At 61.1% G+C, this 22,383-nt stretch carries 21 protein-coding genes; 11 read left to right on the plus strand and 10 right to left on the minus strand.

From position 1 onward, the window contains the following. The first annotated feature begins 40 nt into the window (after positions 1-40). Positions 41-850, plus strand: a complete 810-nt coding sequence (locus ABEH28_RS06930; protein ID WP_282365757.1) for a phosphatase PAP2 family protein — start codon at positions 41-43, stop codon at positions 848-850. A 65-nt stretch (positions 851-915) separates the two neighbouring features. Here the strand turns inward: ABEH28_RS06930 and ABEH28_RS06935 are convergent, their stop codons facing one another. Then, positions 916-1,317, minus strand: coding sequence for a S4 domain-containing protein (locus tag ABEH28_RS06935; protein WP_065987435.1), 402 nt, complete (start codon positions 1,315-1,317; stop codon positions 916-918). Positions 1,318-1,435: 118 nt separating this feature from the next. Between ABEH28_RS06935 and ABEH28_RS06940 the strand changes: the two genes are divergently transcribed. Genes ABEH28_RS06940 through rimK form a run of 3 tightly spaced genes read left to right on the plus strand, consistent with a single transcriptional unit; the run spans position 1,436 to position 3,609 of the window. Beyond that, positions 1,436-2,209, plus strand: coding sequence for an EAL domain-containing protein (locus ABEH28_RS06940; protein WP_346629480.1), 774 nt, complete (start codon positions 1,436-1,438; stop codon positions 2,207-2,209). 33 nt (positions 2,210-2,242) lie between these two features. After that, positions 2,243-2,707 (plus strand): ATP-dependent zinc protease, encoded by a 465-nt coding sequence (locus ABEH28_RS06945; RefSeq protein WP_172613008.1) that lies wholly within the window; start codon positions 2,243-2,245, stop codon positions 2,705-2,707. Further along, on the plus strand, positions 2,704-3,609 hold the full coding sequence (rimK, locus tag ABEH28_RS06950) for a 30S ribosomal protein S6--L-glutamate ligase (RefSeq protein WP_065987438.1): 906 nt from the start codon (positions 2,704-2,706) through the stop codon (positions 3,607-3,609). The genes ABEH28_RS06945 and rimK overlap by 4 nt, the downstream gene beginning before the upstream one ends. An 81-nt stretch (positions 3,610-3,690) precedes the next feature. Here rimK and ABEH28_RS06955 read toward each other — a convergent pair whose 3' ends face one another. Both ABEH28_RS06955 and ompR read right to left on the minus strand, forming a co-directional pair. Next, positions 3,691-5,004, minus strand: coding sequence for an ATP-binding protein (locus ABEH28_RS06955; RefSeq protein WP_192171344.1), 1,314 nt, complete (start codon positions 5,002-5,004; stop codon positions 3,691-3,693). Positions 5,005-5,170: 166 nt separating this feature from the next. Next, positions 5,171-5,911, minus strand: coding sequence for a two-component system response regulator OmpR (gene ompR / locus ABEH28_RS06960; RefSeq protein WP_065987440.1), 741 nt, complete (start codon positions 5,909-5,911; stop codon positions 5,171-5,173). A gap of 280 nt (positions 5,912-6,191) precedes the next feature. Between ompR and ABEH28_RS06965 the strand changes: the two genes are divergently transcribed. The 3 genes from ABEH28_RS06965 (at position 6,192) to gshA (ending at position 10,683) form a co-directional block, all read left to right on the plus strand. After that, positions 6,192-8,516 (plus strand): Tex family protein, encoded by a 2,325-nt coding sequence (locus ABEH28_RS06965; RefSeq protein ID WP_346629481.1) that lies wholly within the window; start codon positions 6,192-6,194, stop codon positions 8,514-8,516. Then, on the plus strand, positions 8,516-8,899 hold the full coding sequence (locus tag ABEH28_RS06970) for a PaaI family thioesterase (RefSeq protein ID WP_192171346.1): 384 nt from the start codon (positions 8,516-8,518) through the stop codon (positions 8,897-8,899). The genes ABEH28_RS06965 and ABEH28_RS06970 overlap by 1 nt, the downstream gene beginning before the upstream one ends. 197 nt (positions 8,900-9,096) lie before the next feature. Beyond that, positions 9,097-10,683, plus strand: coding sequence for a glutamate--cysteine ligase (gshA, locus tag ABEH28_RS06975; protein WP_346628088.1), 1,587 nt, complete (start codon positions 9,097-9,099; stop codon positions 10,681-10,683). Positions 10,684-10,921: 238 nt separating this feature from the next. Here gshA and argA read toward each other — a convergent pair whose 3' ends face one another. Continuing rightward, on the minus strand, positions 10,922-12,220 hold the full coding sequence (gene argA, locus ABEH28_RS06980) for an amino-acid N-acetyltransferase (protein WP_192171348.1): 1,299 nt from the start codon (positions 12,218-12,220) through the stop codon (positions 10,922-10,924). Between the two features lie 149 nt (positions 12,221-12,369). Continuing rightward, positions 12,370-13,518 (minus strand): acetylornithine deacetylase, encoded by a 1,149-nt coding sequence (gene argE, locus ABEH28_RS06985; RefSeq protein WP_346629482.1) that lies wholly within the window; start codon positions 13,516-13,518, stop codon positions 12,370-12,372. A 166-nt stretch (positions 13,519-13,684) separates the two neighbouring features. Here argE and ABEH28_RS06990 point away from each other — a divergent pair, with 166 nt between their 5' ends. After that, a complete protein-coding gene (locus ABEH28_RS06990) occupies positions 13,685-15,052 on the plus strand; it encodes a CYTH domain-containing protein (protein ID WP_282365777.1) in 1,368 nt (455 codons plus the stop codon). 267 nt (positions 15,053-15,319) lie between these two features. Here ABEH28_RS06990 and ABEH28_RS06995 read toward each other — a convergent pair whose 3' ends face one another. Further along, a complete protein-coding gene (locus ABEH28_RS06995; RefSeq protein WP_192171351.1) occupies positions 15,320-15,790 on the minus strand; it encodes an Lrp/AsnC family transcriptional regulator in 471 nt (156 codons plus the stop codon). Between the two features lie 148 nt (positions 15,791-15,938). Here ABEH28_RS06995 and ABEH28_RS07000 point away from each other — a divergent pair, with 148 nt between their 5' ends. After that, entirely contained in the window at positions 15,939-16,286 is a 348-nt protein-coding gene (locus ABEH28_RS07000; RefSeq protein WP_346629483.1) for a hypothetical protein, read from the plus strand. Positions 16,287-16,398: 112 nt separating this feature from the next. Then, the gene (locus tag ABEH28_RS07005) at positions 16,399-18,183 is read left to right on the plus strand and encodes a GspE/PulE family protein (protein WP_192171353.1); all 1,785 of its coding nucleotides are present in this window, start codon (positions 16,399-16,401) and stop codon (positions 18,181-18,183) included. On the opposite strand, the gene ABEH28_RS07010 is transcribed toward ABEH28_RS07005, so the two are convergent. Next, positions 18,184-19,233 (minus strand): L-idonate 5-dehydrogenase, encoded by a 1,050-nt coding sequence (locus ABEH28_RS07010; RefSeq protein WP_346629484.1) that lies wholly within the window; start codon positions 19,231-19,233, stop codon positions 18,184-18,186. 14 nt (positions 19,234-19,247) lie between these two features. After that, positions 19,248-20,018: a glucose 1-dehydrogenase gene (locus ABEH28_RS07015; protein WP_346629485.1), complete on the minus strand. Its 771-nt coding sequence runs from the start codon at positions 20,016-20,018 to the stop codon at positions 19,248-19,250. A gap of 270 nt (positions 20,019-20,288) precedes the next feature. On the opposite strand from ABEH28_RS07015, the gene ABEH28_RS07020 reads away from it, so the two are divergent. Then, positions 20,289-20,606 carry a DUF2388 domain-containing protein gene (locus ABEH28_RS07020; protein ID WP_065987516.1) on the plus strand — a complete coding sequence of 106 codons (318 nt, stop codon included), beginning with the start codon at positions 20,289-20,291 and terminating at the stop codon, positions 20,604-20,606. 97 nt (positions 20,607-20,703) lie between these two features. Here ABEH28_RS07020 and gcvH read toward each other — a convergent pair whose 3' ends face one another. Next, a complete protein-coding gene (gene gcvH / locus ABEH28_RS07025; protein WP_282365791.1) occupies positions 20,704-21,087 on the minus strand; it encodes a glycine cleavage system protein GcvH in 384 nt (127 codons plus the stop codon). 66 nt (positions 21,088-21,153) lie between these two features. Next, the gene (gcvT, locus tag ABEH28_RS07030) at positions 21,154-22,236 is read right to left on the minus strand and encodes a glycine cleavage system aminomethyltransferase GcvT (protein WP_192171357.1); all 1,083 of its coding nucleotides are present in this window, start codon (positions 22,234-22,236) and stop codon (positions 21,154-21,156) included. Between the last annotated feature and the right edge of the window lie 147 nt (positions 22,237-22,383).

A 22,383-nucleotide genomic window follows, 5' to 3' on the forward strand; every position in this document is an offset into this window, starting at 1 on the left:
AGCACCGCTTGGTGCACTGTCATGCCGATGGGGGCATTTTATGGACTATCCCGCGTTGTTCCAACCCAAGTGGAACGTCAAAAAATTCTTGCTGTGCAATCTGGTGGCGCTGGCATTGCTGCTGCTGTGGATCTGGCCCACGGGCCACGCGGCATTCACGCATTTCGATGAAGGCCTGTTTCACGTACTGAACCGCCCGCTTGAGCAAAACAAGGCATGGTTGTGGACCTGGACGGTTGCCAGCATGCGACCCTTCGATATCGTCGTCGGCCTGATTCTTCTGACGCTGCTCATAAAGGGCGACTGGGTGTTCAAATCCCTGCAAACCCGTGCCGCGCTGATCGGCTTCGTGCTGACGCTGATTCTGCTGCTGATCATCCGCACGGTGTTTTCCAAGATCATCGACCACAGCGCGCTGCAACACGACAGCGCCTCGATGATGATCCCTGATGCCATCAAGCTCAGCGACATATTCCCGGGGCTTGAAGACAAGTGGCAGCTCAAGGACCGTTCCAGCCAGAGCTTCCCGGGTGACCACGCTTCGGTGCTGCTGATCTGGGCGATGTTCATGAGCGTCTACAGCCGCACCGTCGGCCAACGTGTCGTCATCTGGGCGCTGGCGTTCCTGTTCATGATGCCGCGCCTGGTCGCCGGCGCGCATTGGGGTCAGGACGACTACATCGGCGGCGTGATGATCGCGTTGCTCGCGCTGGGCTGGAGTTGCTACACCCCGTTCGCGGCCACTGCTACCGCCTTCGTGTTTCGACTGACCGCGCCGGTCTTCAATGTGTTGGGCCGCCTGCCGCTGATCAAATGCCTGAGCATCATGAAGCAGGGCTCTCATTTGTAAGCTGCCCGTTGCTACCGAGCAGCCCGGGGTCGATTAACCCACGATCCCGGAAAGCGGCGAGATCGTCAGTCGTCACCCGAACGAAAATGAAACAATTGCCGACGCTGCTTTTTGGTCGGCCTGCCGTCGGTGGTCACGCCCAGGCTTCCGGCCTTGCGCATCTCGGCGGCTTGTTCGCGTTTGGCGAGGCTCTCCGGCGTTTCGCTGTACAGCAGCTGAGCCTCCGGGGCGCCACGGCGGACAATCGACAACGCCTGAACCACCACGGTCCGCTCATCGAAGCCCGCTCTGATCTGGAACTCGTCACCTACGCGCGGCTCTTTTCCCGGCTTGCAACGCTCGCCCCGGCAATGAACCTTGCCGCTTTCAATGGCGGCTTTTGCCAGCGCACGCGTCTTGAAGAAGCGCGCCGCCCAAAGCCATTTGTCCAGACGGACTTTGTCGTCCTCGTCTGACTTCTGTGTCATCTGAATTCCTCAATCGCGTAATGGTCAGAACCGTACTACGTCACGCCGGGGACGCAGTAACCGCCACCCTCGTTTACACTGCCCCCCAAGACTAAAGCACCGGCTTCAGGAGAAACACGTGACAGACTTCCCTACGTCATTGACCGGTGGGTGCCAGGGCTGCAGAGAAAGCGCCGCGCTGGATTTCGAATTTGAATTCGCCTATCAGCCAATCGTGGACGTCCGCAACCGCTCGGTGTTCGCTCACGAGGCGTTGGTACGTGGCGTCAACGGCGAAGGTGCCCTGTCTGTACTGAATCGGGTGGACCACACCAACCGTTACCGTTTCGATCAATTGTGCCGAACCCGCGCGATTTCAACTGCCGCCCGGCTGGGAGTGGACGAATACCTGTCGATCAACTTCCTGCCCAACGCGGTGTATCGCCCTGAACTGTGCATTCGCAGCACCCTTGAAGCGGCTCGCGCCCACAATTTTCCGCTTGGCCGGCTGATCTTCGAGACCGTCGAAACCGAGCATGTGTGTGACAACAGCCACCTCACTAACATCCTTCGCGAGTACCGCCAGTTTGGCTTCAAAACCGCTATCGACGACTTCGGTGCCGGGCATTCGGGACTGACCCTGCTTGCCGACTTTCAGCCTGACCTGATCAAGCTCGATATGGCGCTGGTGCGCAACGTCCATCTGGATCCCGCACGGCAGGCCATCGTGCGCGGCATTGTCACAATGTGTACGGACCTGAACGTTACAGTGATCGCCGAAGGCATCGAACATGCAGGCGAACGAGACTTCCTTGCCGACTGCGGCATTTATCTCATGCAGGGCTACTGGTTCGCCAAACCTGCATTCCAGGCGCTGGCGCACATCGACGCCGGTGCCTGGCAAAACGTGTAAACGAACGGAAACGCTTTGAAAACATTTGATCATCTGACCGTCATCGGCCTCCGCGAATGGGTGGCGCTGCCCCATCTGGGCGTTGCCGGGCTGCGCGCGAAAATCGACACCGGGGCCAGCACCTCCAGCCTGCACGCGACTGAAATCGAGCCGTTCGAACGGGACGGCGAAAAATGGGTGCGCTTCAACGCGCATCTGGGGACGGTGGTGCAGCTGCGTCATCGTCGCTGCGAGGCACAACTGGTGGCGATGAAAACCATCAAAAGCTCCAACGGCCACGCTCAGGTTCGCTACGTCATTCGCACGACACTGGCGCTGGGGGATAGGGTCTGGCCGGTTGAGTTCACGCTGGCCTGCCGCAAGGCCATGCGCTACCGGTTGCTGCTCGGTTCCAAAGCCCTGATTGACGGCCAGTTGGTGGTCAATCCGGGTGTTACTTATATTCAGGACAAGCCGGTCTTCCCGGCTTCAAATCTCTCTGCCACAGGTGCTGCATGAAGATCGCTGTGCTTTCGCGAAACCCGCGTCTGTATTCAACTCGTCGTCTGGTCGAAGCGGGCATTCAGCGCGGCCACGAGGTCGTGGTGGTCGATACCCTGCGCGCCTATATGAACATCGCCAGTCATAAGCCGCAGATTCACTACCGAGGAAAACCCCTGGAAGGCTTTGATGCGGTGATACCGCGCATCGGCGCTTCCGTGACCTTCTACGGCTGCGCCGTGCTGCGTCAGTTTGAAATGATGGGCGTGTTCCCGCTCAACGAATCCGTCGCCATCGCGCGGTCCCGTGACAAGTTGCGCTCGCTGCAGCTGTTGTCGCGACGCGGCATTGGCTTGCCCGTCACCGGCTTTGCTCACTCACCGGACGACATCCCTGACCTGATCCAGATGGTCAACGGCGCGCCCCTGGTGATCAAGGTGCTCGAAGGGACGCAAGGTATCGGCGTGGTACTGTGCGAAACCGCAACGGCGGCCGAGTCCGTGATCGAGGCCTTCATGGGTCTGAAGCAGGACATCATGGTGCAGGAGTACATCAAGGAAGCCGGTGGCGCGGACATCCGCTGCTTCGTGGTGGGTGACAAGGTCATTGCGTCGATGAAGCGTCAGGCGAAGCCCGGGGAATTCCGCTCCAACCTGCATCGAGGCGGCACCGCCAGCCTGATCAAGATCACCCCCGAAGAACGCATGACGGCCATTCGGGCCGCCAAGGTCATGGGCCTGAGTGTCGCGGGTGTCGACATCCTGCGCTCCAATCACGGGCCATTGGTGATGGAAGTGAACTCGTCGCCAGGTCTTGAAGGCATTGAAACCACTACCGGCAAGGATGTCGCGGGGATAATCATCGAGTACATCGAGAAAAACGGCGGGCCGCACATGACCCGCACCAAGGGCAAGGGCTAACGCTTAAGCCCGTTTCTGCACGGAGGCTTTGGTCGCGAGCACGTCACTCGCCCATGGCCCCCAGGCAGAATCAGTAACGAGTCAATCGGCATCCCGCGGCAGCAACAGCCCCAACGGCAACCGAACCCTGGCCTCCAGCCCGCCTCCCGAACGATTACGCAACTCGACATTGCCGCCGTGCATCGCTGCAATGCGCTTGACGATCGCAAGGCCAAGCCCCGTCCCCTTGCCACTTCGGGCGCGGTCACCACGGATGAAGGGATTGAAAATACCCTCCAGCTCCGACGGATCAATCCCCATACCCCGATCCAGCACGCTCAGCACCACATAGGGCGCACCGCTGTCGCCGGAAACATAGGCCGCCACTTCAACTCCGTCACCGGCATGGTGCATGGCATTGCCAATGAGGTTGTTGAGCAGCCGCTTCATGGAAACCCGTCGCAGCGGGAACGGCGGAATCGACTCAAGGCACAGCCGGACCTGCTCGACCGGGTTGTTGTACGGCGCCACCACTTCGTGGACCAGCTCGACCAGATCGACTTCTTCGACCTCTTCATCGCGCCCGTCCCGAATAAATGCCAGGAATTGGTCGAGGATGGCGTCCATGTCTTCGATGTCGCGAACCATGCCTTCCATGAATTCGTTGTTAGTCGGCATCAGTTCCAGCGACAGGCGCAAACGCGTCAGCGGCGTTCGCAAATCGTGGGACACCCCGGCCAGCATCAGCTCGCGCTCCTGCCCGGCCTGCTCCACGTCTTCGGCCATCTGGTTGAACGCGCGATACACCTCGGTCATCTCGCTGGGCGTGTCGCCCACCGGCAACCGCACACTGCGGCCCTGCCCCAGCTGGCGGGCGGCAAAAACCAGGCGCTTGAGCGGCTGATTGAGCTGGCTGACGAAGATCCACGCCGAAGCCGTCGAGAGCAAGCCGATCGCCAGAAACCAGCCCAACACGCTCCAGATTTTCTGCCCGCGCAACGGATGCGGGTACAGCGGCACTTTCAGCCAGCCATCGCCGAGACTCGGCGCCCTCACCCACAGCGCGGGGGGCGCGTGGACACGCAGGCGCACTTCGGTGTCCGCGCCCAGTTCATCCTGCATTTGCCTCTGATAGATTTCGGAGTACGGCCAGTGCTGCTCGCCTTCCGGCACGCCGCCACCCACCACGCGGATCAGCCCGGCAGCGTCGGCGATGGTCTGCCGGTCGCTCTCGTCAGCCGCCCAGTAAGCCCGCAAAGTGAGTGCAACGCCGTGGCTGTATTGGCGATCGACCAGAACATCCTCGTTCATCAGCAGATAGACGAGGGTCAGCGCCTTCGAAAACAGCACGACAATGAGCACCAGCCACAGGGTGCGGGAGAAAAAGCTTTGCGGGAACCAGAGCGGTGTCTTCATAACAGCAGCTACACACTTTGCGGAAGCGAGCCGGGCTCGCGAATTTGCGGAACACATGACACAGCAAAAACCAGCCACGCCAATGGCCGCTTTCGCGAACATCGAGGTGACTGGCTAACGTAGGCGGGCGTGAGACAGGCCCGGCAGGTTACCGTCGAACTTGCTGCTACTGCTTGTTGGCACCGTCTGGCACGAAAACATAACCCACTCCCCAGACCGTCTGAATGTAACGCGGCTTGGCAGCGTCCACTTCAATCAGACGACGCAGGCGGGAGATCTGGACGTCGATGGAACGCTCCAGCGCGTCCCACTCGCGGCCACGGGCCAGATTCATCAGTTTGTCCCGCGTCAGCGGCTCACGCGCATGCATGACGAGTGCCTTCAGCACGGCGAATTCACCGGTGGTGAGCATGTGCACTTCGTCGCCCCGCTTGAGCTCGCGGGTGGCGAGCGACAGAGCGTAGTCGCCGAAAGTGACGGTTTCGTCTTCCGTGGCGGGTGCGCCGGGTACGGGTGCGGATTGACGACGTAGCACCGCGCGGACGCGGGCCATCAGTTCGTCAGGATTGAAAGGTTTTGCGAGGTAATCATCGGCGCCGAGCTCGAGGCCCTTGATGCGGCTGAGCTCGTCGCCCTTGGCGGTCAGCATGATGATGGGGACTTGATTGTTCGCGGCGCGCAGACGGCGGCAGGCGGACAGGCCGTCTTCGCCCGGCAGCATCAGGTCCAGCACCACGAGGTGGAACACTTCGCGCGCCAGCAGCCGATCCATTTGCTCCACGTTGGGCACAGCCCGGGCGCGGTAGCCCTTGCTGTTGAAAAAGCGTTCTAGCAGGCTGCTTAAGCCCGGGTCATCGTCAACGATGAGGATTTTCTCGCCTTCAGCCGTTTGTGCAGTGCTGCTCATTGGAAGCTCCTTTGATCTCGGCGCGCATTATGGCGTAGCTGCAGTTATGCGCACCGTGTGCATTGTTAGCAGATTTTTCCTGAATCCACATGGGTGCTCTCGCTCAGTCACTTGAGGGCGATTCGCCGCGGCTGCGCGGGCTGAAACCGGCGTATCGACGGGCCGATCCCCTATTCAGGGCTCACTGGGTATAATGCGCCGCCTTCAAGGTCAGGCAACGCTCGTTCAAGGCGGTTCGCCAGCCGCTGATTTAATGCACACACATTTGCCAGGTGGTTTTATGGACAGTATCAACAGCCGCATCGCCGAGGAACTCGGCGTCCGCCCGCAACAGGTCGAAGCGGCCGTCGCGCTACTGGATGAAGGCTCAACGGTGCCTTTCATCGCTCGTTACCGCAAGGAAGTCACTGGCAGCCTCGATGACACGCAACTGCGTCATCTGGAAGAGCGCCTGCGCTACCTGCGCGAACTCGACGAGCGCCGCATCAGCATCCTTGCCAGCATCGAAGAGCAAGGCAAGCTGACCCCTGAACTGGCGCGCGAGATCAAGCTCGCCGACACCAAGACCCGCCTTGAAGACTTGTACCTGCCGTACAAGCAGAAGCGCCGCACCAAAGGCCAGATCGCACTGGAAGCCGGCCTGGGTGAGCTGGCCGACGGCATCTTCAATGATCCAACCCTGACCCCGGAAACCGAAGCTTCGCGCTTCGTCGATGCCGAAAAAGGCTTCGCCGACGTCAAGGCCGTGCTCGAAGGCGCCAAATACATTCTGATGGAGCGCTTCGCCGAAGACGCGACGCTGCTGGAGAAGCTGCGCAGCTTCCTCAAGCACGAAGCCGTGATCAGTGCCCGTGTAGTGCCGGGTAAGGAAGACGAAGGCGCCAAGTTCCGCGATTACTTCGAACACGACGAGCCGCTCAAGAGCATGCCGTCGCACCGTGCGCTGGCGATCTTCCGGGGTCGCAACGAGGGCGTACTGAGCTCGGCGCTGAAAGTCGGCGAAGAGCTGCCCGGCACCCTGCACCCGTGCGAAATGATGATCAGCGAGCGCTTCGGCCTGCAGAATCAGAACCGTCCTGCGGACAAGTGGCTGGCGGAAGTCGTGCGCTGGACCTGGAAGGTCAAGCTGTACTCCAGTCTCGAAACCGACCTGCTCGGCGAGCTGCGCGAAGGTGCCGAAACCGAAGCGATCAACGTATTCGCTCACAACCTGCACGACCTGTTGCTGGCCGCACCGGCGGGACCACGCGCCACGCTGGGCCTCGATCCGGGCCTGCGCACGGGTTGCAAGGTCGCCGTGGTCGACAGCACCGGCAAGCTGCTGGACTACGCCACGGTCTACCCCCATGTACCGAAAAACCAGTGGGATCAGACCATCGCCGTGCTCGCGGCCCTGTGCGCCAAGCATTCGGTTGACCTGATCGCGATCGGCAACGGTACCGCCAGCCGCGAAACTGACAAGCTGGCCGGCGATCTGATCAAAAAGTATCCAGGCTTGAAGATGACCAAAGTCATGGTCTCTGAAGCCGGCGCCTCGGTGTACTCGGCCTCGGAGCTCGCCGCCAAGGAATTCCCGGACCTCGACGTTTCGATCCGTGGCGCCGTGTCCATCGCACGCCGCTTGCAGGACCCCCTCGCCGAACTGGTGAAAATCGACCCGAAGTCCATCGGCGTCGGCCAATACCAGCATGACGTGTCGCAGCTCAAGCTGGCCCGCGGTCTCGACGCGGTGGTGGAAGACTGTGTGAACGCCGTGGGTGTGGACGTGAACACCGCATCCGTCGCCCTGCTGGCGCGGATTTCCGGCTTGAACACCACCCTGGCGCAGAACATCGTTGCCCATCGCGACCAGAACGGCGCGTTCAAGACCCGTGCGGCATTGAAGAAAGTCCCGCGTCTGGGCGAGAAGACCTTCGAACAGGCCGCAGGCTTTCTGCGGGTTATGAACGGTGACAACCCGCTGGATTCGTCAGCCGTTCACCCTGAGGCGTATCCGTTGGTGCAGCGCATCGCCGCCCAGACCGATCGCGACATCCGTTCGCTGATCGGCGACGCTGCCTTCCTGAAGCGTCTCGACCCGAAGACATTCACCGACGAAACCTTCGGCCTGCCGACCGTCACCGACATCCTTCAAGAGCTGGAAAAACCGGGCCGCGATCCACGTCCGGGGTTCAAGACCGCTGAGTTCCAGGACGGCGTTGAAGACTTGAAGGATCTTCAGCCGGGCATGATCCTGGAAGGCGTGGTCACCAACGTCACCAATTTCGGCGCGTTCGTTGACATCGGCGTGCATCAGGACGGTTTGGTGCACATCTCCGCGCTTTCGGAGAAGTTCATCAAGGACCCTCGCGAGGCGGTCAAAGCCGGCGACGTGGTGAAGGTCAAGGTGATGGAAGTGGACATCCCGCGCAAGCGCGTCGGTCTGTCGATGCGCATGAGCGACACGCCGGGCGAGAAAGTCGATGGCGCTCGCGGTGCCCGTCCGGGAGCAGCGCCGCGTCAGCAGCAAAGCAATACCCCTCGCAAGGAAGCCTCGACCCCGGCGCCGAGCAATAACCCGATGGCGTCGCTGTTCGCCAACGCCAAGCAACTGAAGAAGCGCTGATGGATATCCCTGACGAACTGACTCAGAGCGCCTATTTCAAGACGCTCGGCTGCCGGGTAGTGAAACTGGACGAAGGCGTTGCCGTGGTGGCGTTGCCGCTGGAGCCACACCTGCGCAATCGCGGCAACGTCATGCATGGCGGCGCGCTGTTCAGCCTGGTCGACATCACCATGGGCCTGGCCTGCTCCAGCGCCCACGGCTTCGACAAGCAAAGCGTTACCGTGGAATGCAAAATCAATTACATGCGCGCCGTGGCCGAGGGCGAAGTCATCTGCACCAGCACGGTGCTGCATGCCGGACGCCGAACGCTGGTGGTCGAAGCCGACGTTCGCCAGAACGACAAGCTGGTTGCCAAAGCGCAGGGCACGTTCGCGATCGTCTAGCTGTCCGATAGCGTTATGAGTTAATTTCGGCACTGTTCAGCAGTGTCGAAATTTTCTGATTTCCGTGTAGGAACGATCAGCGACGGGCATCGGCGTTAGGGCCATCGACGAGGCGAAAACGCCAGTTCCTTTCTTCACCCTTGTAGACCGCCATATCGCCCCCATATAGGGCCGACTGACGCGTGAAGGATTCCAACTTGAGCGAACTTCTCAACCGCCGCCTGACTCTGCTTGGCGAGCACTCCAACCTCTCCCTTCTGGAGAAGTGCTTGCACGGCATCGAGCGTGAATGCCTGCGCGTTACGGGCGAAGGCCGTCTGGCGCAAACTCCGCACCCGGAAGCACTGGGCGCGGCGCTGACCAACGAGCAAATCACCACCGATTACTCCGAGTCGCTGCTGGAGTTCATCACTCCGGCCCTGGCCAACCCGGCTGATACGCTGGAAAGCCTGGACAAGATTCACCGCTTCGCGTACAGCAAACTGGGCAGCGAGTACATCTGGAGCCCTTCGATGCCGTGCCCGCTGCCGGCTGAGGCAGATATCCCGATCGCCTATTACGGCACGTCCAACATCGGCAAGCTCAAGTACGTGTACCGTCAGGGCCTTGCCTTGCGTTACGGCAAGACCATGCAGTGCATCGCCGGCATTCATTACAACTTCTCGCTGCCTGAAGCCATCTGGCCCGTGCTTAAGCAGGACGCGAAATTCGAAGGCGATGACCGTGATTTCCAATCCGAGAGCTACATCGGCCTGATCCGCAACTTCCGCCGTTACAGCTGGCTGCTGATGTACCTGTTCGGCGCTTCGCCGGCACTGGACGCCAGCTTCCTGCGCGGCCGTTCGCATCAGCTTGAGCAGTTCGACGCCGAAACGCTGTACCTGCCTTACGCTACCAGCCTGCGGATGAGCGATCTGGGTTATCAGAGCAATGCCCAGGCGGACCTGACGCCTTGCTACAACGATCTGCTGACCTACACCGACAGCCTGCGTCGTGCGGTGGCAACGCCCTACGCGCCTTACGTCGAAATCGGCACGCACAAGGATGGTGAGTGGATTCAGCTGAACACCAACGTGCTGCAGATCGAGAACGAGTATTACTCGACGATCCGCCCGAAACGCGTCACCTACTCCGGTGAGCGCCCGATTCAGGCGCTGGTCGCGCGCGGCGTGCAGTACGTGGAAGTCCGCTGCCTGGACATCAACCCGTTCCTGCCGGTGGGCATCGACCTTCAGCAATCGCGCTTCATTGATGCGTTCATTCTGTATTGTGCGCTGCACGACAGCCCGCAGCTGGCGAGCAATGAATGCGGCAACGCCAGCACGAACTTCCTGACCGTGGTCAAGGAAGGTCGTCGTCCCGGCCTGCAACTGAACCGCAACGACACGACGATCGACCTGAAAGTCTGGGCCAACGAGATGCTGGACACGATCAGGCCGATCTGTGAGCTGCTCGATGCCAGCCAGGGCACGGATGAGCACGTCAAGTCGCTGGACGTCCAGCGGGCAAAAGTGGCGGACGCCTCTCTGACGCCTTCGGCACAAGTGCTGGCGGCGATGACCGAGCACAAGGAAGGCTTCACGGCTTTCTCGCTGCGCCAGTCGCAGGTTCACGCTGATCATTTCCGCAGCAATCCGCTGAGTGCCGAGGACCAGACGCACTTCGAAAGCAAGGCGCGCGAGTCCCTGGCTCAGCAGGCGGAGCTGGAACAAACCGAAGAGAAAGTGGATTTCGATACGTTTGTGGGTGCGTATCAGGCGAGCATTCTGGCGATCAGCAACTGACGCCAGGCCCGTTGTAAACGGCGGGAGCTCGCTCTCATCAAACAACACCGCAGATGTGTCTGCCAGCGCACGAAATGGTGGGACGACCGGGGTGGAGCTCCACCTTGCTCGCGAAAGCGGTGGCTCAGGCGAGAGAGATGTATCGCCTGACCTGGCCCCTTCGCGAGCAAGCTCGCTCCCACAGGGGTTCTATCGAACCGAAAATACGCGGCAGGCTCGAAGTCCTGACGCGCTTCGCTTAGATAGCCTTCTCGAAAATCTTCGAATTACGCTGATAGTTGTACAGCGACGCACGGGCGCTCGGCAGGCGGTCAACGCTGCTGGCCTCGAAACCGCGCTCCTGGAACCAGTGCGCAGTACGCGTCGTAAGAACGAACAGGGTTTTCAGCCCCAGCGCCCGGGCGCGTTCTTCAATGCGCTCAAGCAGCTCATCGCCGCGCCCACCGTGGCGATACTCGGGGTTCACTGCCAGACACGCCAGCTCACCCGCTTCGGAATCGGCAATCGGATACAGCGCTGCGCAGGCGATGATCAGGCCCTCGCGCTCGACCACGCTGAACTGCTCGATTTCACGCTCCAGCACTTCCCGCGAACGACGCACGAGAATCCCCTGCTCTTCCAGCGGCGTGATGAGGTCCATCAGCCCGCCAACGTCGCCAATCGACGCTTCGCGCACCAGTTCGAATTGCTCCTGCGCCACCAGTGTGCCGCCGCCCGTGCGTGTAAATAGCTCGGAGAGCAGCGCGCCGTCTTCGGCGTAGCTGACAATGTGACTGCGCGCCACACCGCCGCGACAGGCCTGAGCCGCCGCATCCAGCAGCTCCGCCTGGTAGTTGCTGCCCAGGCGCTGAAGGTGCGCGGGAACCTGTTGCGGACGCAACTCACGGACCAATCGGCCCTGTTCGTCCAGCAAGCCTGACTCGGCGCCAAACAGCAGCAGCTTTTCCGCACCCAGATCAATGGCCGCGCGCGTCGCAACGTCTTCACAGGCCAGGTTGAAGATCTCGCCAGTGGGCGAATACCCCAACGGCGACAGCAGCACGATAGAGCGTTCGTCGAGCAGCCGGCTGATGCCCTTGCGGTCGATGCGGCGTACTTCGCCGGTGTGCTGGAAATCGACGCCTTCAAGGACGCCGATCGGACGCGCCGTGACAAAGTTGCCGCCCGTCACACGCAACCGCGAGCCCTGCATCGGCGAAGCAGCCATGTCCATCGACAGACGCGCTTCGATGGCAATGCGCAGGGCGCCAACGGCGTCGATCACGCATTCGAGCGTGGCGAAATCGGTCACGCGCATGTCGTGATGGAAATGCGGCGTCAGGCCGCGCGCTTGCAGGCGGCTCTCGATCTGCGGGCGGGAGCCGTAAACCAGTACGAGGCGCACGCCAAGGCTGTGCAGCAACACAAGGTCGTGGACGATGTTGCCGAAGTTCGGGTGCTCGACGCCATCGCCCGGAAGCATGACGACGAAGGTGCAATCCCGGTGGGCATTGATGTAAGGAGACGCGTGGCGGAGCCAATTGACGTAATCGGGCATATCCGAAAGGAGCCTGTAGTGGATGGACGAAGGGTAGAAACACTCAAGACGGCATGAGCTTTATCGTCGGAACAGGCATCGCAACACGCGTACTCTCCTTTTCGGATCATTCTTAGACAGGGCCTGACTCCAGCAGCACGTGGGCGCACTCAAGGGGTAGCCAGGCAGTAATGTTCGATCAATTGACGTAACAGACGCACTGTAGGCTGCAAACGTGACATTTCAAGATATTCACCGGGCTGGTGCGCACAGGCAATGTCCCCGGGCCCCATCACGATGGTTTCGCAACCAAGGCGCTGAAGATAAGGCGCTTCGGTGCCAAATGCCACCGCTTCGGCCGTATGACCGGTCAGACGCTCTGCGATTCGCACCAGTTCCGCATCGGCGCTTTGTTCAAAGGGGGACACTTCCGAAAACAGCGGCGCATAGTCGATCTGCACCTGATGCAGCTCGGCGACGGGCTGCAGCTTCTGCCGAATCGCGGCACGCAGCACTTCAGGGTCCATGCCCGGCAGCGGGCGCAGGTCGAACTCCAGCGAGCACTGCCCGCAGATCCGGTTCGGGTTGTCGCCGCCATGGATGCAGCCGAAGTTCAGGGTCGGTTGCGGAACGCTGAACTGCGGATTGCGGTATTGCTCCTGCCACTGTCGGCGCAGGCCTTTAAGTTCACCAATGGCGTCGTACATGGCTTCAAGGGCGCTGCGCCCCAGGCTCGGGTCCGAGGAGTGACCGCTGCGGCCGAGAATCTCTATGCGCTCCATCATCACGCCTTTGTGCAGGCGGACCGGCTTGAGACGGGTCGGCTCGCCAATAACTGCTGCGCGTCCCAGCACACCGCCCGCCGCCGCCAATGCCTTGGCTCCGGCCATTGAGCTTTCTTCGTCGCAGGTCGCGAGGATGATCAGCGGCTGCTTGAACGGCTGATCGAGCAGTGGCTGCAGCGCTTCGATGGCCAAGGCGAAGAAGCCCTTCATGTCGCAGCTGCCCAGTCCTACCCAGTTGCCGTCAACTTCGGTCAGCTTCAGTGGATCGGTCTTCCACAAAGCATCGTCGTAAGGAACCGTATCGCTGTGGCCCGCCAGCACCAACCCGCCGGGGCCGGTGCCGAAAGTGGCCAGCAGATTGAACTTGCCGGGGCTCACCTGCTGGATGTCGCAGGCAAAACCCAGGTCGCCCAACCAGCTTGCCAGCAGATCAATGACGGCGCGATTGGACTGGTCGAGCGCAGGCTGCGTACAGCTCACAGACGGCGCGGCGATCAGGGCAGCGAACTGGTCTTTCATGGACGGCAACGGCATAGGCGACTCCGGTGATGGGGTGCGACACGCGGACCATCATAGGTCGATTGCCCCGCATGAATAAACTGTCACGGTTGATGTCCTGTACACTGCACGGCCCACGCAGCTGTGTCGATTCCGGCTGCGACCCCTGTTATCAGCGATAGAGCGTTTGGATTCTCCGGCCATGCAGAAAGAAACCGAAATCAAACTCCGCGTCAGCCGCGAAACCCTCATAGCCCTGCGCGAGCACCCGTTGCTGAAGAAACGCAACAAGGGTGGCTGGGAGCGGTTGGAGCTGTTCAATCAGTACTTCGACACCCCCGAGCGTGAGCTGGCCCATGCCAAAGTTGCGCTGCGCCTGCGCCGCGACGGCGACGCCATCATTCAGACCCTCAAGACTCGCGGCCAGAGTGTCGCAGGCCTGTCCGAGCGTAACGAATACAACTGGGATGTGCCCAAAGCCAAGCTGGACCTGAAGAAGCTCGACGGCGAATGCTGGCCCGAGCAACTGGCGGATCTGGACAAGAAAACCATCAAACCGGTGTTCACCACTGATTTCGTCCGCGAAAAAGCGGAAATCGCTTGGGGCCGTGGCAAGTCCAAGGTGGTGATCGAGGCAGCGCTGGACCTGGGCAAAGTGGTGGCCGGCAAGCAGCAGGAAGAAATCTGCGAGCTGGAACTGGAATTGCGCGAAGGCGATCCTGCCGCGTTGCTGGAACTGGCCGCAGAACTGGCCGAGAAACTGCCGCTGATGCCCTGCGATATCAGCAAGGCCGAACGTGGCTATCGTCTGTTCGACGCCAGCAGCTACTCCATCAAATTGCCAACGCCCGAGCTGCATGGCGAACTCTCGGTAGACGACGCGTTCAGCGCCATCGCCTGGTTCCTGCTCGGCAGCAGCCAGCGTCTGGCCGAGCAATACCGTTTCAACGGTCACTGGAGCCTGTTGCAGGAGTGGGTCGAAGTGCTCGCTGAACTGCGCGCTCTGGCCGGCAGCCTCGGTCAAGCCGCTCCGCGTGCCACGACCCATGACCTGCGTGCCGCGCTGGACGCCTTGCTGGAAGACTGGCGCACGCTGGTGCTCGCCGGCCAGGAAGATGGCGATGTACGCGCCGCTGCCCATGAGCAGTTCATCGAAGAGCTGCAGGACACCCGTTGGGGCCTGTTCTCGCTGACCACGTCGCGCTGGTTGATGGCGCGCAGCTGGACGGTCGAGCGCAACAACCGTGGCAATCGTCAGGGCCACGCAATGCTCAGCAGTTGGGTACCGCGTTTCCTCGGTGATGAGGCGACCGCGCTGAACCTGCCGCGCTACCAGCAGCAGCCGGAAGACCTGGCGGAGCAGTTGCCACGCATCGAGCGCATTCAGGTGTGGCTGCATTACGCCCGCCAGGCCCTCGACCTGCCTGAGCTGGATCGCTTGTACGGCGAGCTGAACAAGCTCGAACAACTGGCGCATCTGGACATCACCGATGAAATCCTCGATGCCCGCGTCCAGCAAACCATCACCGTCCTGCAAAGCCGGGCGTGGAAGACATTGTTGAAGTTGTAAGACGCTGGCAGTAGGACCGGCTGACGCTGTTTTGGTAGGACCGGCTTCAGCCGGGAAGAGGTCAGTAATAGCACCCTCAATTTCGCAGTGTGCCTACCGACGCTTTCCCGGCTAAAGCCAGTCCTACGAAAGGCGCGCGTGTGTCAGTAGGACCGGCTTCAGCCGGGAAGCGTCCAGTGGCATCACTCTCAATTTTGCAGTGTGTCCACCGACGCATTCCCGGCTGAAGCCGGTCCCACTAAATGCACGCAGCGCGGGATTGGCACCCTATCTGTTGATCGGCAAGCTCGTCGTCGATTTGATTTCCGACAGCGCCACTGTCGAATTCACTTCCTGAATCCCGGGCACCAGCGAGAGCTTTTCGAAGAAGAATCGCTCGTACGCTTCGATGTCCGGCGTGACGATGCGCAGCAAAAAGTCTACCGACCCCATCAGCACATAACACTCCAGCACTTCGGGAAAGCCTCGGATCGCTTCGGTGAATTCGGTGAAATTGGAGCGACCGTGGGCGTTGAGTTTTACCTCGGCAAATATCTGCGTGTTCAGGCCGATTTTCTTGCGATCCAGCAGTGTCACCTGCCGCCGAATCACGCCTTCATCCTTTAGCCTCTGAATGCGCCGCCAGCAAGGCGACTGCGACAGGCCGACCTGCTCGGCGATCTGCGCGCTGGACAGCGACGCATCCTCCTGCAGGAGCGCCAGAATCTTCCGATCGTAGGCATCCAGCTCAATCCGCATAATCAATTCCCGAAATAAGGCCACTGAACATAGACAAGTCTCGATAAGACTAATACAGCCCGTCTTCGACCAGTAATTTCTTTTTCGGCGTGTAAAACTTTCTGCCATTCAACGCCATTGCAACGACGAGATTGTAAGGAGGTATCCCATGCCACATTTCGAAACCGTCAGCCCTGCTCCGTTTCGCCACGACGTCTGGTCGGTCAGCAACGCTCACTGCCTGTCGCGATACCAAATCCTTGCCGAAGCGGAAGCTGACGTACTCTGCCGGCTGCTCAACCTGTTCGCGATGCAGTACCTGATTCCCCAACAGGTCAGCGTGCTGCAGCAGGAAGGCATGCTGATGGTGAGCGTCGAGGTGGGTGGCATGACGTGGCACCGCGCTCAGGTGATTGGTGAAAAAATGCGCAACCTCGTCAGCGTTTGCTCGGTCGAACTTGAACCCATGGGCGATTTGCACGTCGTAACCGAGGCCGTCTCACTCGCCGCCAGTTGAGTGCTCCGAAAATATTGGCAACGCTTCGCTACCGGCAGGGCGCAACAACTGGCACGCTTGGGACTACTCTTGCTCAACACCGAAGTAAGCCGTCTCGTACCAAGGAGCCCGCATGTCCGTCCTCGCCTCATCATCTCAGGACCGCTGGCTGGATCTGAACGAAGTACTGCGTGACCTCGTCGCCCAGGGATACCTCGATCAGGACAACGCCGAATATGCGCTCACGCTGCGCCGAGCCGCGCAGAATCTCCACGCCCACCCGCTCGAACTCATCGCCACCCAGCAGTTCGACAACCACAAGCGGCCCGGCAAGAAACTCGACCTCGAAACCCTGACCGCCTGGCTGGCTGAGCAAGCCGGCCAGCCGTACCTGCGCATCGACCCTCTGAAGATCAACGTCGCCGCCGTGACCCCGCTGATGTCCTATGCCTTCGCCCAGCGCCACAAGATTCTCGCGGTGGACGTCGATCGCGATGCGGTGACCATCGCCAGCGCGCAGCCTTACGTGAGTGCGTGGGAAGCCGACCTGACCCACGTACTGAAGATGCCGATCAAGCGCGTCGTCGCCAATCCTGTCGACGTGCAGAAACTGGCCGTCGAGTTTTATCGGCTGGCGAAATCGGTCAGCGGCGCAAGCGCCAGCGATCAGAAAATCAGCAACATGGGCAACTTCGAACAGTTGCTCAAGCTCGGCGCCAGCGATCAGGAGCCGGACGCCAACGACGCGCACATCGTCAATATCGTCGACTGGCTGTTCCAGTACGCGTACCAGCAGCGGGCGAGCGATATTCACATCGAGCCCCGCCGTGAAGCCGGTACCGTCCGTTTCCGCATCGACGGCGTGCTGCACAACGTGTATCAATTCCCGCCGCAAGTGGCGATGGCTGTCACCAGCCGTCTGAAAAGCCTTGGCCGGATGAACGTGGCCGAGAAGCGCAAGCCACAGGACGGCCGGGTGAAGACCAAGACGCCTGACGGTGGCGAAGTGGAGCTGCGGCTGTCGACGCTGCCCACGGCCTTCGGCGAAAAAATGGTCATGCGGATTTTTGACCCGGAGGTGCTGCTCAAGGACTTCGACCAGCTCGGATTCTCCGGCGATGACCTGCGTCGCTGGGAGGGCATGACCCGCCAGCCCAACGGCATCATTCTGGTGACCGGCCCGACCGGTTCCGGCAAGACCACCACGCTGTACACGACCCTGAAGATGCTGGCGACTTCGGAAGTGAACCTCTGCACCATCGAGGACCCGATCGAGATGGTGGAGCCGGCGTTCAACCAGATGCAGGTGCAGCACAACATCGACCTGACCTTTGCCAGCGGCGTACGCGCGCTGATGCGGCAAGACCCGGACATCATCATGATCGGCGAGATTCGCGACCTGGAAACCGCAGAAATGGCGATTCAGGCGGCGTTGACCGGTCACTTGGTGCTGTCGACGCTGCACACCAACGACGCGCCCAGCGCCATCAGCCGTCTGCTGGAGCTGGGCGTCCCGCATTACCTGCTCAAGGCGACGATCCTCGGCGTGATGGCGCAACGTCTGGTACGGACGCTGTGCCCGCACTGCAAGGCGCCGATCGAAATGGATGAGGTCGACTGGCAAACCCTGACGCGGCCTTGGCAGGCGCCCGTGCCAAGCGGCGCGCACCGGGCAGTGGGTTGCGCGGAATGCCGTGACACGGGTTATCGCGGGCGTGCGGGGGTGTACGAGATCATGCTGATGTCCGACGCCGTGAAGTCGCTGATCACGGCGGACCTGGACCTGACGGCGTTGCGTCGCCAGGGCTTCAAGGACGGCATGCGCAGCCTGCGGTTGTCCGGCGCGCAAAAGGTCGCAGCGGGGCTGACGACGGTTGAAGAGGTGCTACGCGTGACACCGCAAAGCGAGCAGCGTTAGTTACTGGTCCGGCACCCCGAAATCCAGCACGACTTTCATCGCTTGCTGCTTGTCCCCGGCCAGCTCGAACGCCTGGACCGCGTCCTGAAACGCGAGGGTGTGAGAGATCACCGGGGTCACGTCGATCACCTTGCGATTGAGCAAGTCCACCGCCTGGGCGAATTCGGGATGGAAGCGAAAGGTACCGCGCAGGTCGATTTCCTTGCCCACCACTAGGTTCAGCGGAATTGCCACATCGCCACCGAGCCCGACTGTCACCACAACCCCACGCGGTCGCATGCAGGTCAGGCCATCGCGCAGGGCTTGCGCACTGCCGGAGGCCTCGAACATCACGTCGAAATAACCCTTGTCGGCGGTATAGCGCGCCAGTGCTTCGGGCTCGTCGCGCAGATTGTGGGTTTCGCTGGCACCCATGCGGCGCGCGCAGGCCAACGCGCTGTCGCTCAGATCTGCGGCAATAATCTGCAACGCACCCGCCGCGCGCAGGCTGCCGATTAGCAAGTTGCCTATCGGGCCGCAGCCGGTCACCAGGACGCGCTTGCCGAACACGCCGCCGGCGCGCTGGATCGCGTGAAGCCCGACCGACACGGGCTCGGCCATGGCGCCTTCAGCCAGCGTCGTGGTCGGCGCCAGCACATGGGCCTGGTTCGATTCGATCACCAAGTGCTCCCGGAAGGCGCCCTGAATGTGCGGAAACGGCATCGCGCTGCCGTAAAAACGCATGTTCAGGCAATGGTTGAGCAGGCCTTCGTGACAGTATTTGCAGTCTCCGCACGGCCGTGACGGCGACACGGAAATCCGTTGCCCGACGCTGAAAGCGCTCTGGGCGTCGCCGACTTCCTCGATGACTGCCGAAATTTCATGGCCGAGGACCATCGGCTCTTTCAGCCGAACGGCACCGAATCCGCCGTGCTGGTAGTAGTGAAGATCCGAGCCGCAGATACCGCCGCGAGCAACGCGAACGCGCAACTGGCCGGCAGACAACGACAACGCTTCGTTACCGGGCTCGACACGCAGGTCTTTCGCGGCATGGCAGACAATCGCTTGCATGGTCATTCTCCGGATTACAGCGATGCCGTGATGGCACCGTCGACGTAAAGGATGTGGCCGTTGACGAAGCTGGCCGCGTCCGAGGCGAGAAACACCGCCGCGCCCGCCAGCTCCGACACTTCGCCCCAACGACGGCTCGGCGTGCGTTGCACCAGCCAGTCGCTGAATTCGGTGTTGGCCACCAGCGCAGCGTTGAGCTCGGTCTTGAAGTAGCCCGGCCCGATCCCGTTGATGTTGAGACCGAACGGGCCCCAGTCGATCGCCATGCCTTTGGTCAGCATCTTCAGCGCGCCCTTGCTCGCGGTATACGGCGCAATACCCGGCCGGCCCAGCTCGCTCTGCACCGAACAGATGTTGATGATGCGCCCGCGCCCACGGGGGATCATGCAGCGCGCGACGGCCTGACCCACGAAGAAGGCGCTGTCCAGGTTGGTACGCATCAGCTCGTGCCAGTCCGCCTCGGCGAACTCCGCCAGCGGCCCGCGCCGTTGGATGCCGGCGTTGTTGACCAGGATTTCCAGCGGCCCGACGCGTTCTTCGATTTCCTGAACCGCAACGGCGACCGCCTTGCTGTCCGTCACATCAAAACTCTGAGTGTGAACTGCATGCCCCTCCGCGATCAGGGCTTGAGCGGACGATTGCAGCGTCTCGGCGTTGCGGCCGTTGAGCACGACCGTGGCGCCTGCTTCGGCCAGACCCCGGGCAATCGCCAGACCGATGCCTGCGCTGGAGCCGGTGATCAGCGCCACCCTGCCGTCGAGACGAAAACTTTCCAGAACAGCCATGACGCCCTCCTATTGTTTTTGCGGCTTGAATCTCGATGGGCTGCGCCAGCTGTTGTTCCGATCAAACACAGAAGCCGCGCAGATTGCAGTCACCGTACTCTGCCCGATCAACTTCCCACCGTCATCAACCATGACCCTCCGAACGTTGATCAACGCCCGGACGAGACGACTTGGCAGGTCGTTGCGCTATGAAGCCCTGCGCATGGGGAACTAGAACGGGAGATGGCGTATCAAATCGTTTCAGAACAAACCAACATCGGAGTACCCGTCATGCGTCTTAAACTTGCTGTAGCCACGTTAGCTTTGCTTTCCCTGCCGGTCGGTTCAGCAATGGCCGACGGTTTTCTGCGGGACGTGCTTTCGTCTGGTGCCACAACCGGTTCCACCTACCTCACCTTCCGGCACCACAAGCTGATCGTCGCTGCACAAGATGACGCTGGCAGCTTCGTCGCCAGCAACGGCGAAATCCGTGGCCCATACCTGGAAGCCGCCATGGATCAGGTGCGCAAGGACAACCCGGCCCTCAAGGCATCGGACATGGACCTGGCGAACGCCATCCTGGCGAAGAACCTGGTTGCCGAGCAATAAGTCAGACCTGTCGAGACGGGTTGGCGGCATAACGCCAATCTAGCTCCCAATAAAAAGCCGCTCACTTGAGCGGCTTTTTTGTGCCTGACCGATGGGCTTATTCGCCGATCAGTGCCTTGTAGCCGGCTGCATCAAGCAGCTTGCCCAGGTCCGCGGTATTGGCTGGCTTGACCTTGAAGATCCACGACGCGTATGGCGCTTCGTTCAATGCCTCTGGGCCATCAGCCAGCGCCTCGTTGACCTCGACCACTTCGCCCGCCACGGGCGAGTAGATGTCAGACGCAGCCTTTACCGACTCGACGACACCGGCCTGATCACCTGGCGCCGCGAAAACCTTACCCACCTCAGGCAGCTCGACGAACACCACGTCACCCAGCGCTTCCTGCGCATGATCGGAAATACCGACAACGATCAGATCACCCTCTTGCTTCGCCCACTCGTGGCTCTCGGCAAAACGCAGTTCGGCGGGAATAGTGCTCATGTTCTTATCCTCTCTACTTCATCAGGTCAGCGGAAAAACCCGCCAGGGATGGCTTTCAAATCAGGGTTATATCAGGGCCTTGCCGTGACGCACGAATGCGGGTCGAACCACTCGAACCGGGTACCACTTGCCCCGGATTTCCACCTCGGCACGGTCAGCGGTGGCCATCGGCACTCGCGCCAGCGCGATCGACTTGCTTAGCGTAGGAGAGAAACTACCACTGGTGATCTCTCCTTCGCCAACTTCCGCTATTCGGACGACCTGATGAGCGCGTAAAACGCCCCGCTCTTCGAGGACCAGCCCTACAAGTCTTGAGGAGATGCCTCGCGCGCGCTCTGCTTCGAGTGCTGCACGCCCGATGAACGTTCGGTCTTCAGGCGTCCACGCCACCGTCCAGGCCATGTTGGAAACCAGCGGCGAAACCTGCTCGTCGATTTCCTGACCGTACAGATTCATGCCCGCTTCCAGCCGCAGCGTATCGCGGGCGCCCAGACCGATAGGCGAGATGCCGGCACCGACCATGTCGTTGAAAAAACTGCAGGCTTCGGTGGCGGGCAGGATGATCTCCAGGCCGTCTTCACCGGTATAACCTGTGCGGGCAATGAACCAGCCGCCTTCCTGCTGGCCTTCGAAGGGTCTGAGGGTGTGGATGAGCGCGGTGCGTTCCTGATTGACCAGTTCGCCGATCTTCTGCCGGGCGTTTGGCCCCTGAATGGCGAGCATGGCCAGCTCCGAGCGATGCCTGACGCGCACGTCGTAGCCGGCAAGGTTGGCGTTCATCCAGGCCAGATCCTTGTCGCCGGTGGCGGCGTTGACCACCAGTCGATAACCCTCGTCGGTCAGGTAGACGATCATGTCGTCGACGATACCGCCGTGGGTGTCGAGCATCGCGCTGTAAAGCGCCTGCCCGGTCTGTTGCAACCTGCCGACGTCGTTGGCCAGCAGATGTTGCAGCCAAGGCTTGGCCTGGCTGCCGGATACATCGAGCACATGCATGTGCGACACGTCGAAAATCCCGCAATCCCGGCGCACCTGATGGTGCTCCTCGACCTGCGATCCGTAGTGCAAGGGCATGTCCCAACCACCAAAATCGACCAGCTTCGCGCCGAGCGCGAGGTGCAGGTCAAAGAGGGGCGTACGCTGTCCCATGGGTTTCTCCTTCCGGGCGTGGCGAAGACGCGGTCACTGGCAATCCCGCAAATCCCCCGTGAATTGGGGTTTGGAGCCGTTGCTAATTTGTGGAATTGTCTGACAGACCGAGTCGATTGCGGCGCATTGTAGCCGCAAGGTTGGGAC

Origin of the sequence: Pseudomonas sp. Ps21-P2, assembly GCF_039672565.1 — a bacterium.
In the GTDB taxonomy this organism is placed as follows: Bacteria; Pseudomonadota; Gammaproteobacteria; order Pseudomonadales; family Pseudomonadaceae; genus Aquipseudomonas.

What these genes read in the sequence shown, in the direction of transcription:
- ABEH28_RS06930 (WP_282365757.1), top strand. Translation starts at nt 41, where the DNA reads ATGGACTATCCCGCGTTGTTCCAACCCAAGTGGAACGTCAAAAAATTC.
- ABEH28_RS06935 (WP_065987435.1), bottom strand. Translation starts at nt 1,317, where the DNA reads ATGACACAGAAGTCAGACGAGGACGACAAAGTCCGTCTGGACAAATGG.
- rimK (WP_065987438.1), top strand. Translation starts at nt 2,704, where the DNA reads ATGAAGATCGCTGTGCTTTCGCGAAACCCGCGTCTGTATTCAACTCGT.
- ABEH28_RS06955 (WP_192171344.1), bottom strand. Translation starts at nt 5,004, where the DNA reads ATGAAGACACCGCTCTGGTTCCCGCAAAGCTTTTTCTCCCGCACCCTG.
- ompR (WP_065987440.1), bottom strand. Translation starts at nt 5,911, where the DNA reads ATGAGCAGCACTGCACAAACGGCTGAAGGCGAGAAAATCCTCATCGTT.
- ABEH28_RS06965 (WP_346629481.1), top strand. Translation starts at nt 6,192, where the DNA reads ATGGACAGTATCAACAGCCGCATCGCCGAGGAACTCGGCGTCCGCCCG.
- ABEH28_RS06970 (WP_192171346.1), top strand. Translation starts at nt 8,516, where the DNA reads ATGGATATCCCTGACGAACTGACTCAGAGCGCCTATTTCAAGACGCTC.
- argA (WP_192171348.1), bottom strand. Translation starts at nt 12,220, where the DNA reads ATGCCCGATTACGTCAATTGGCTCCGCCACGCGTCTCCTTACATCAAT.
- argE (WP_346629482.1), bottom strand. Translation starts at nt 13,518, where the DNA reads ATGCCGTTGCCGTCCATGAAAGACCAGTTCGCTGCCCTGATCGCCGCG.
- ABEH28_RS06990 (WP_282365777.1), top strand. Translation starts at nt 13,685, where the DNA reads ATGCAGAAAGAAACCGAAATCAAACTCCGCGTCAGCCGCGAAACCCTC.
- ABEH28_RS06995 (WP_192171351.1), bottom strand. Translation starts at nt 15,790, where the DNA reads ATGCGGATTGAGCTGGATGCCTACGATCGGAAGATTCTGGCGCTCCTG.
- ABEH28_RS07000 (WP_346629483.1), top strand. Translation starts at nt 15,939, where the DNA reads ATGCCACATTTCGAAACCGTCAGCCCTGCTCCGTTTCGCCACGACGTC.
- ABEH28_RS07005 (WP_192171353.1), top strand. Translation starts at nt 16,399, where the DNA reads ATGTCCGTCCTCGCCTCATCATCTCAGGACCGCTGGCTGGATCTGAAC.
- ABEH28_RS07010 (WP_346629484.1), bottom strand. Translation starts at nt 19,233, where the DNA reads ATGCAAGCGATTGTCTGCCATGCCGCGAAAGACCTGCGTGTCGAGCCC.
- ABEH28_RS07015 (WP_346629485.1), bottom strand. Translation starts at nt 20,018, where the DNA reads ATGGCTGTTCTGGAAAGTTTTCGTCTCGACGGCAGGGTGGCGCTGATC.
- ABEH28_RS07020 (WP_065987516.1), top strand. Translation starts at nt 20,289, where the DNA reads ATGCGTCTTAAACTTGCTGTAGCCACGTTAGCTTTGCTTTCCCTGCCG.
- gcvH (WP_282365791.1), bottom strand. Translation starts at nt 21,087, where the DNA reads ATGAGCACTATTCCCGCCGAACTGCGTTTTGCCGAGAGCCACGAGTGG.
- gcvT (WP_192171357.1), bottom strand. Translation starts at nt 22,236, where the DNA reads ATGGGACAGCGTACGCCCCTCTTTGACCTGCACCTCGCGCTCGGCGCG.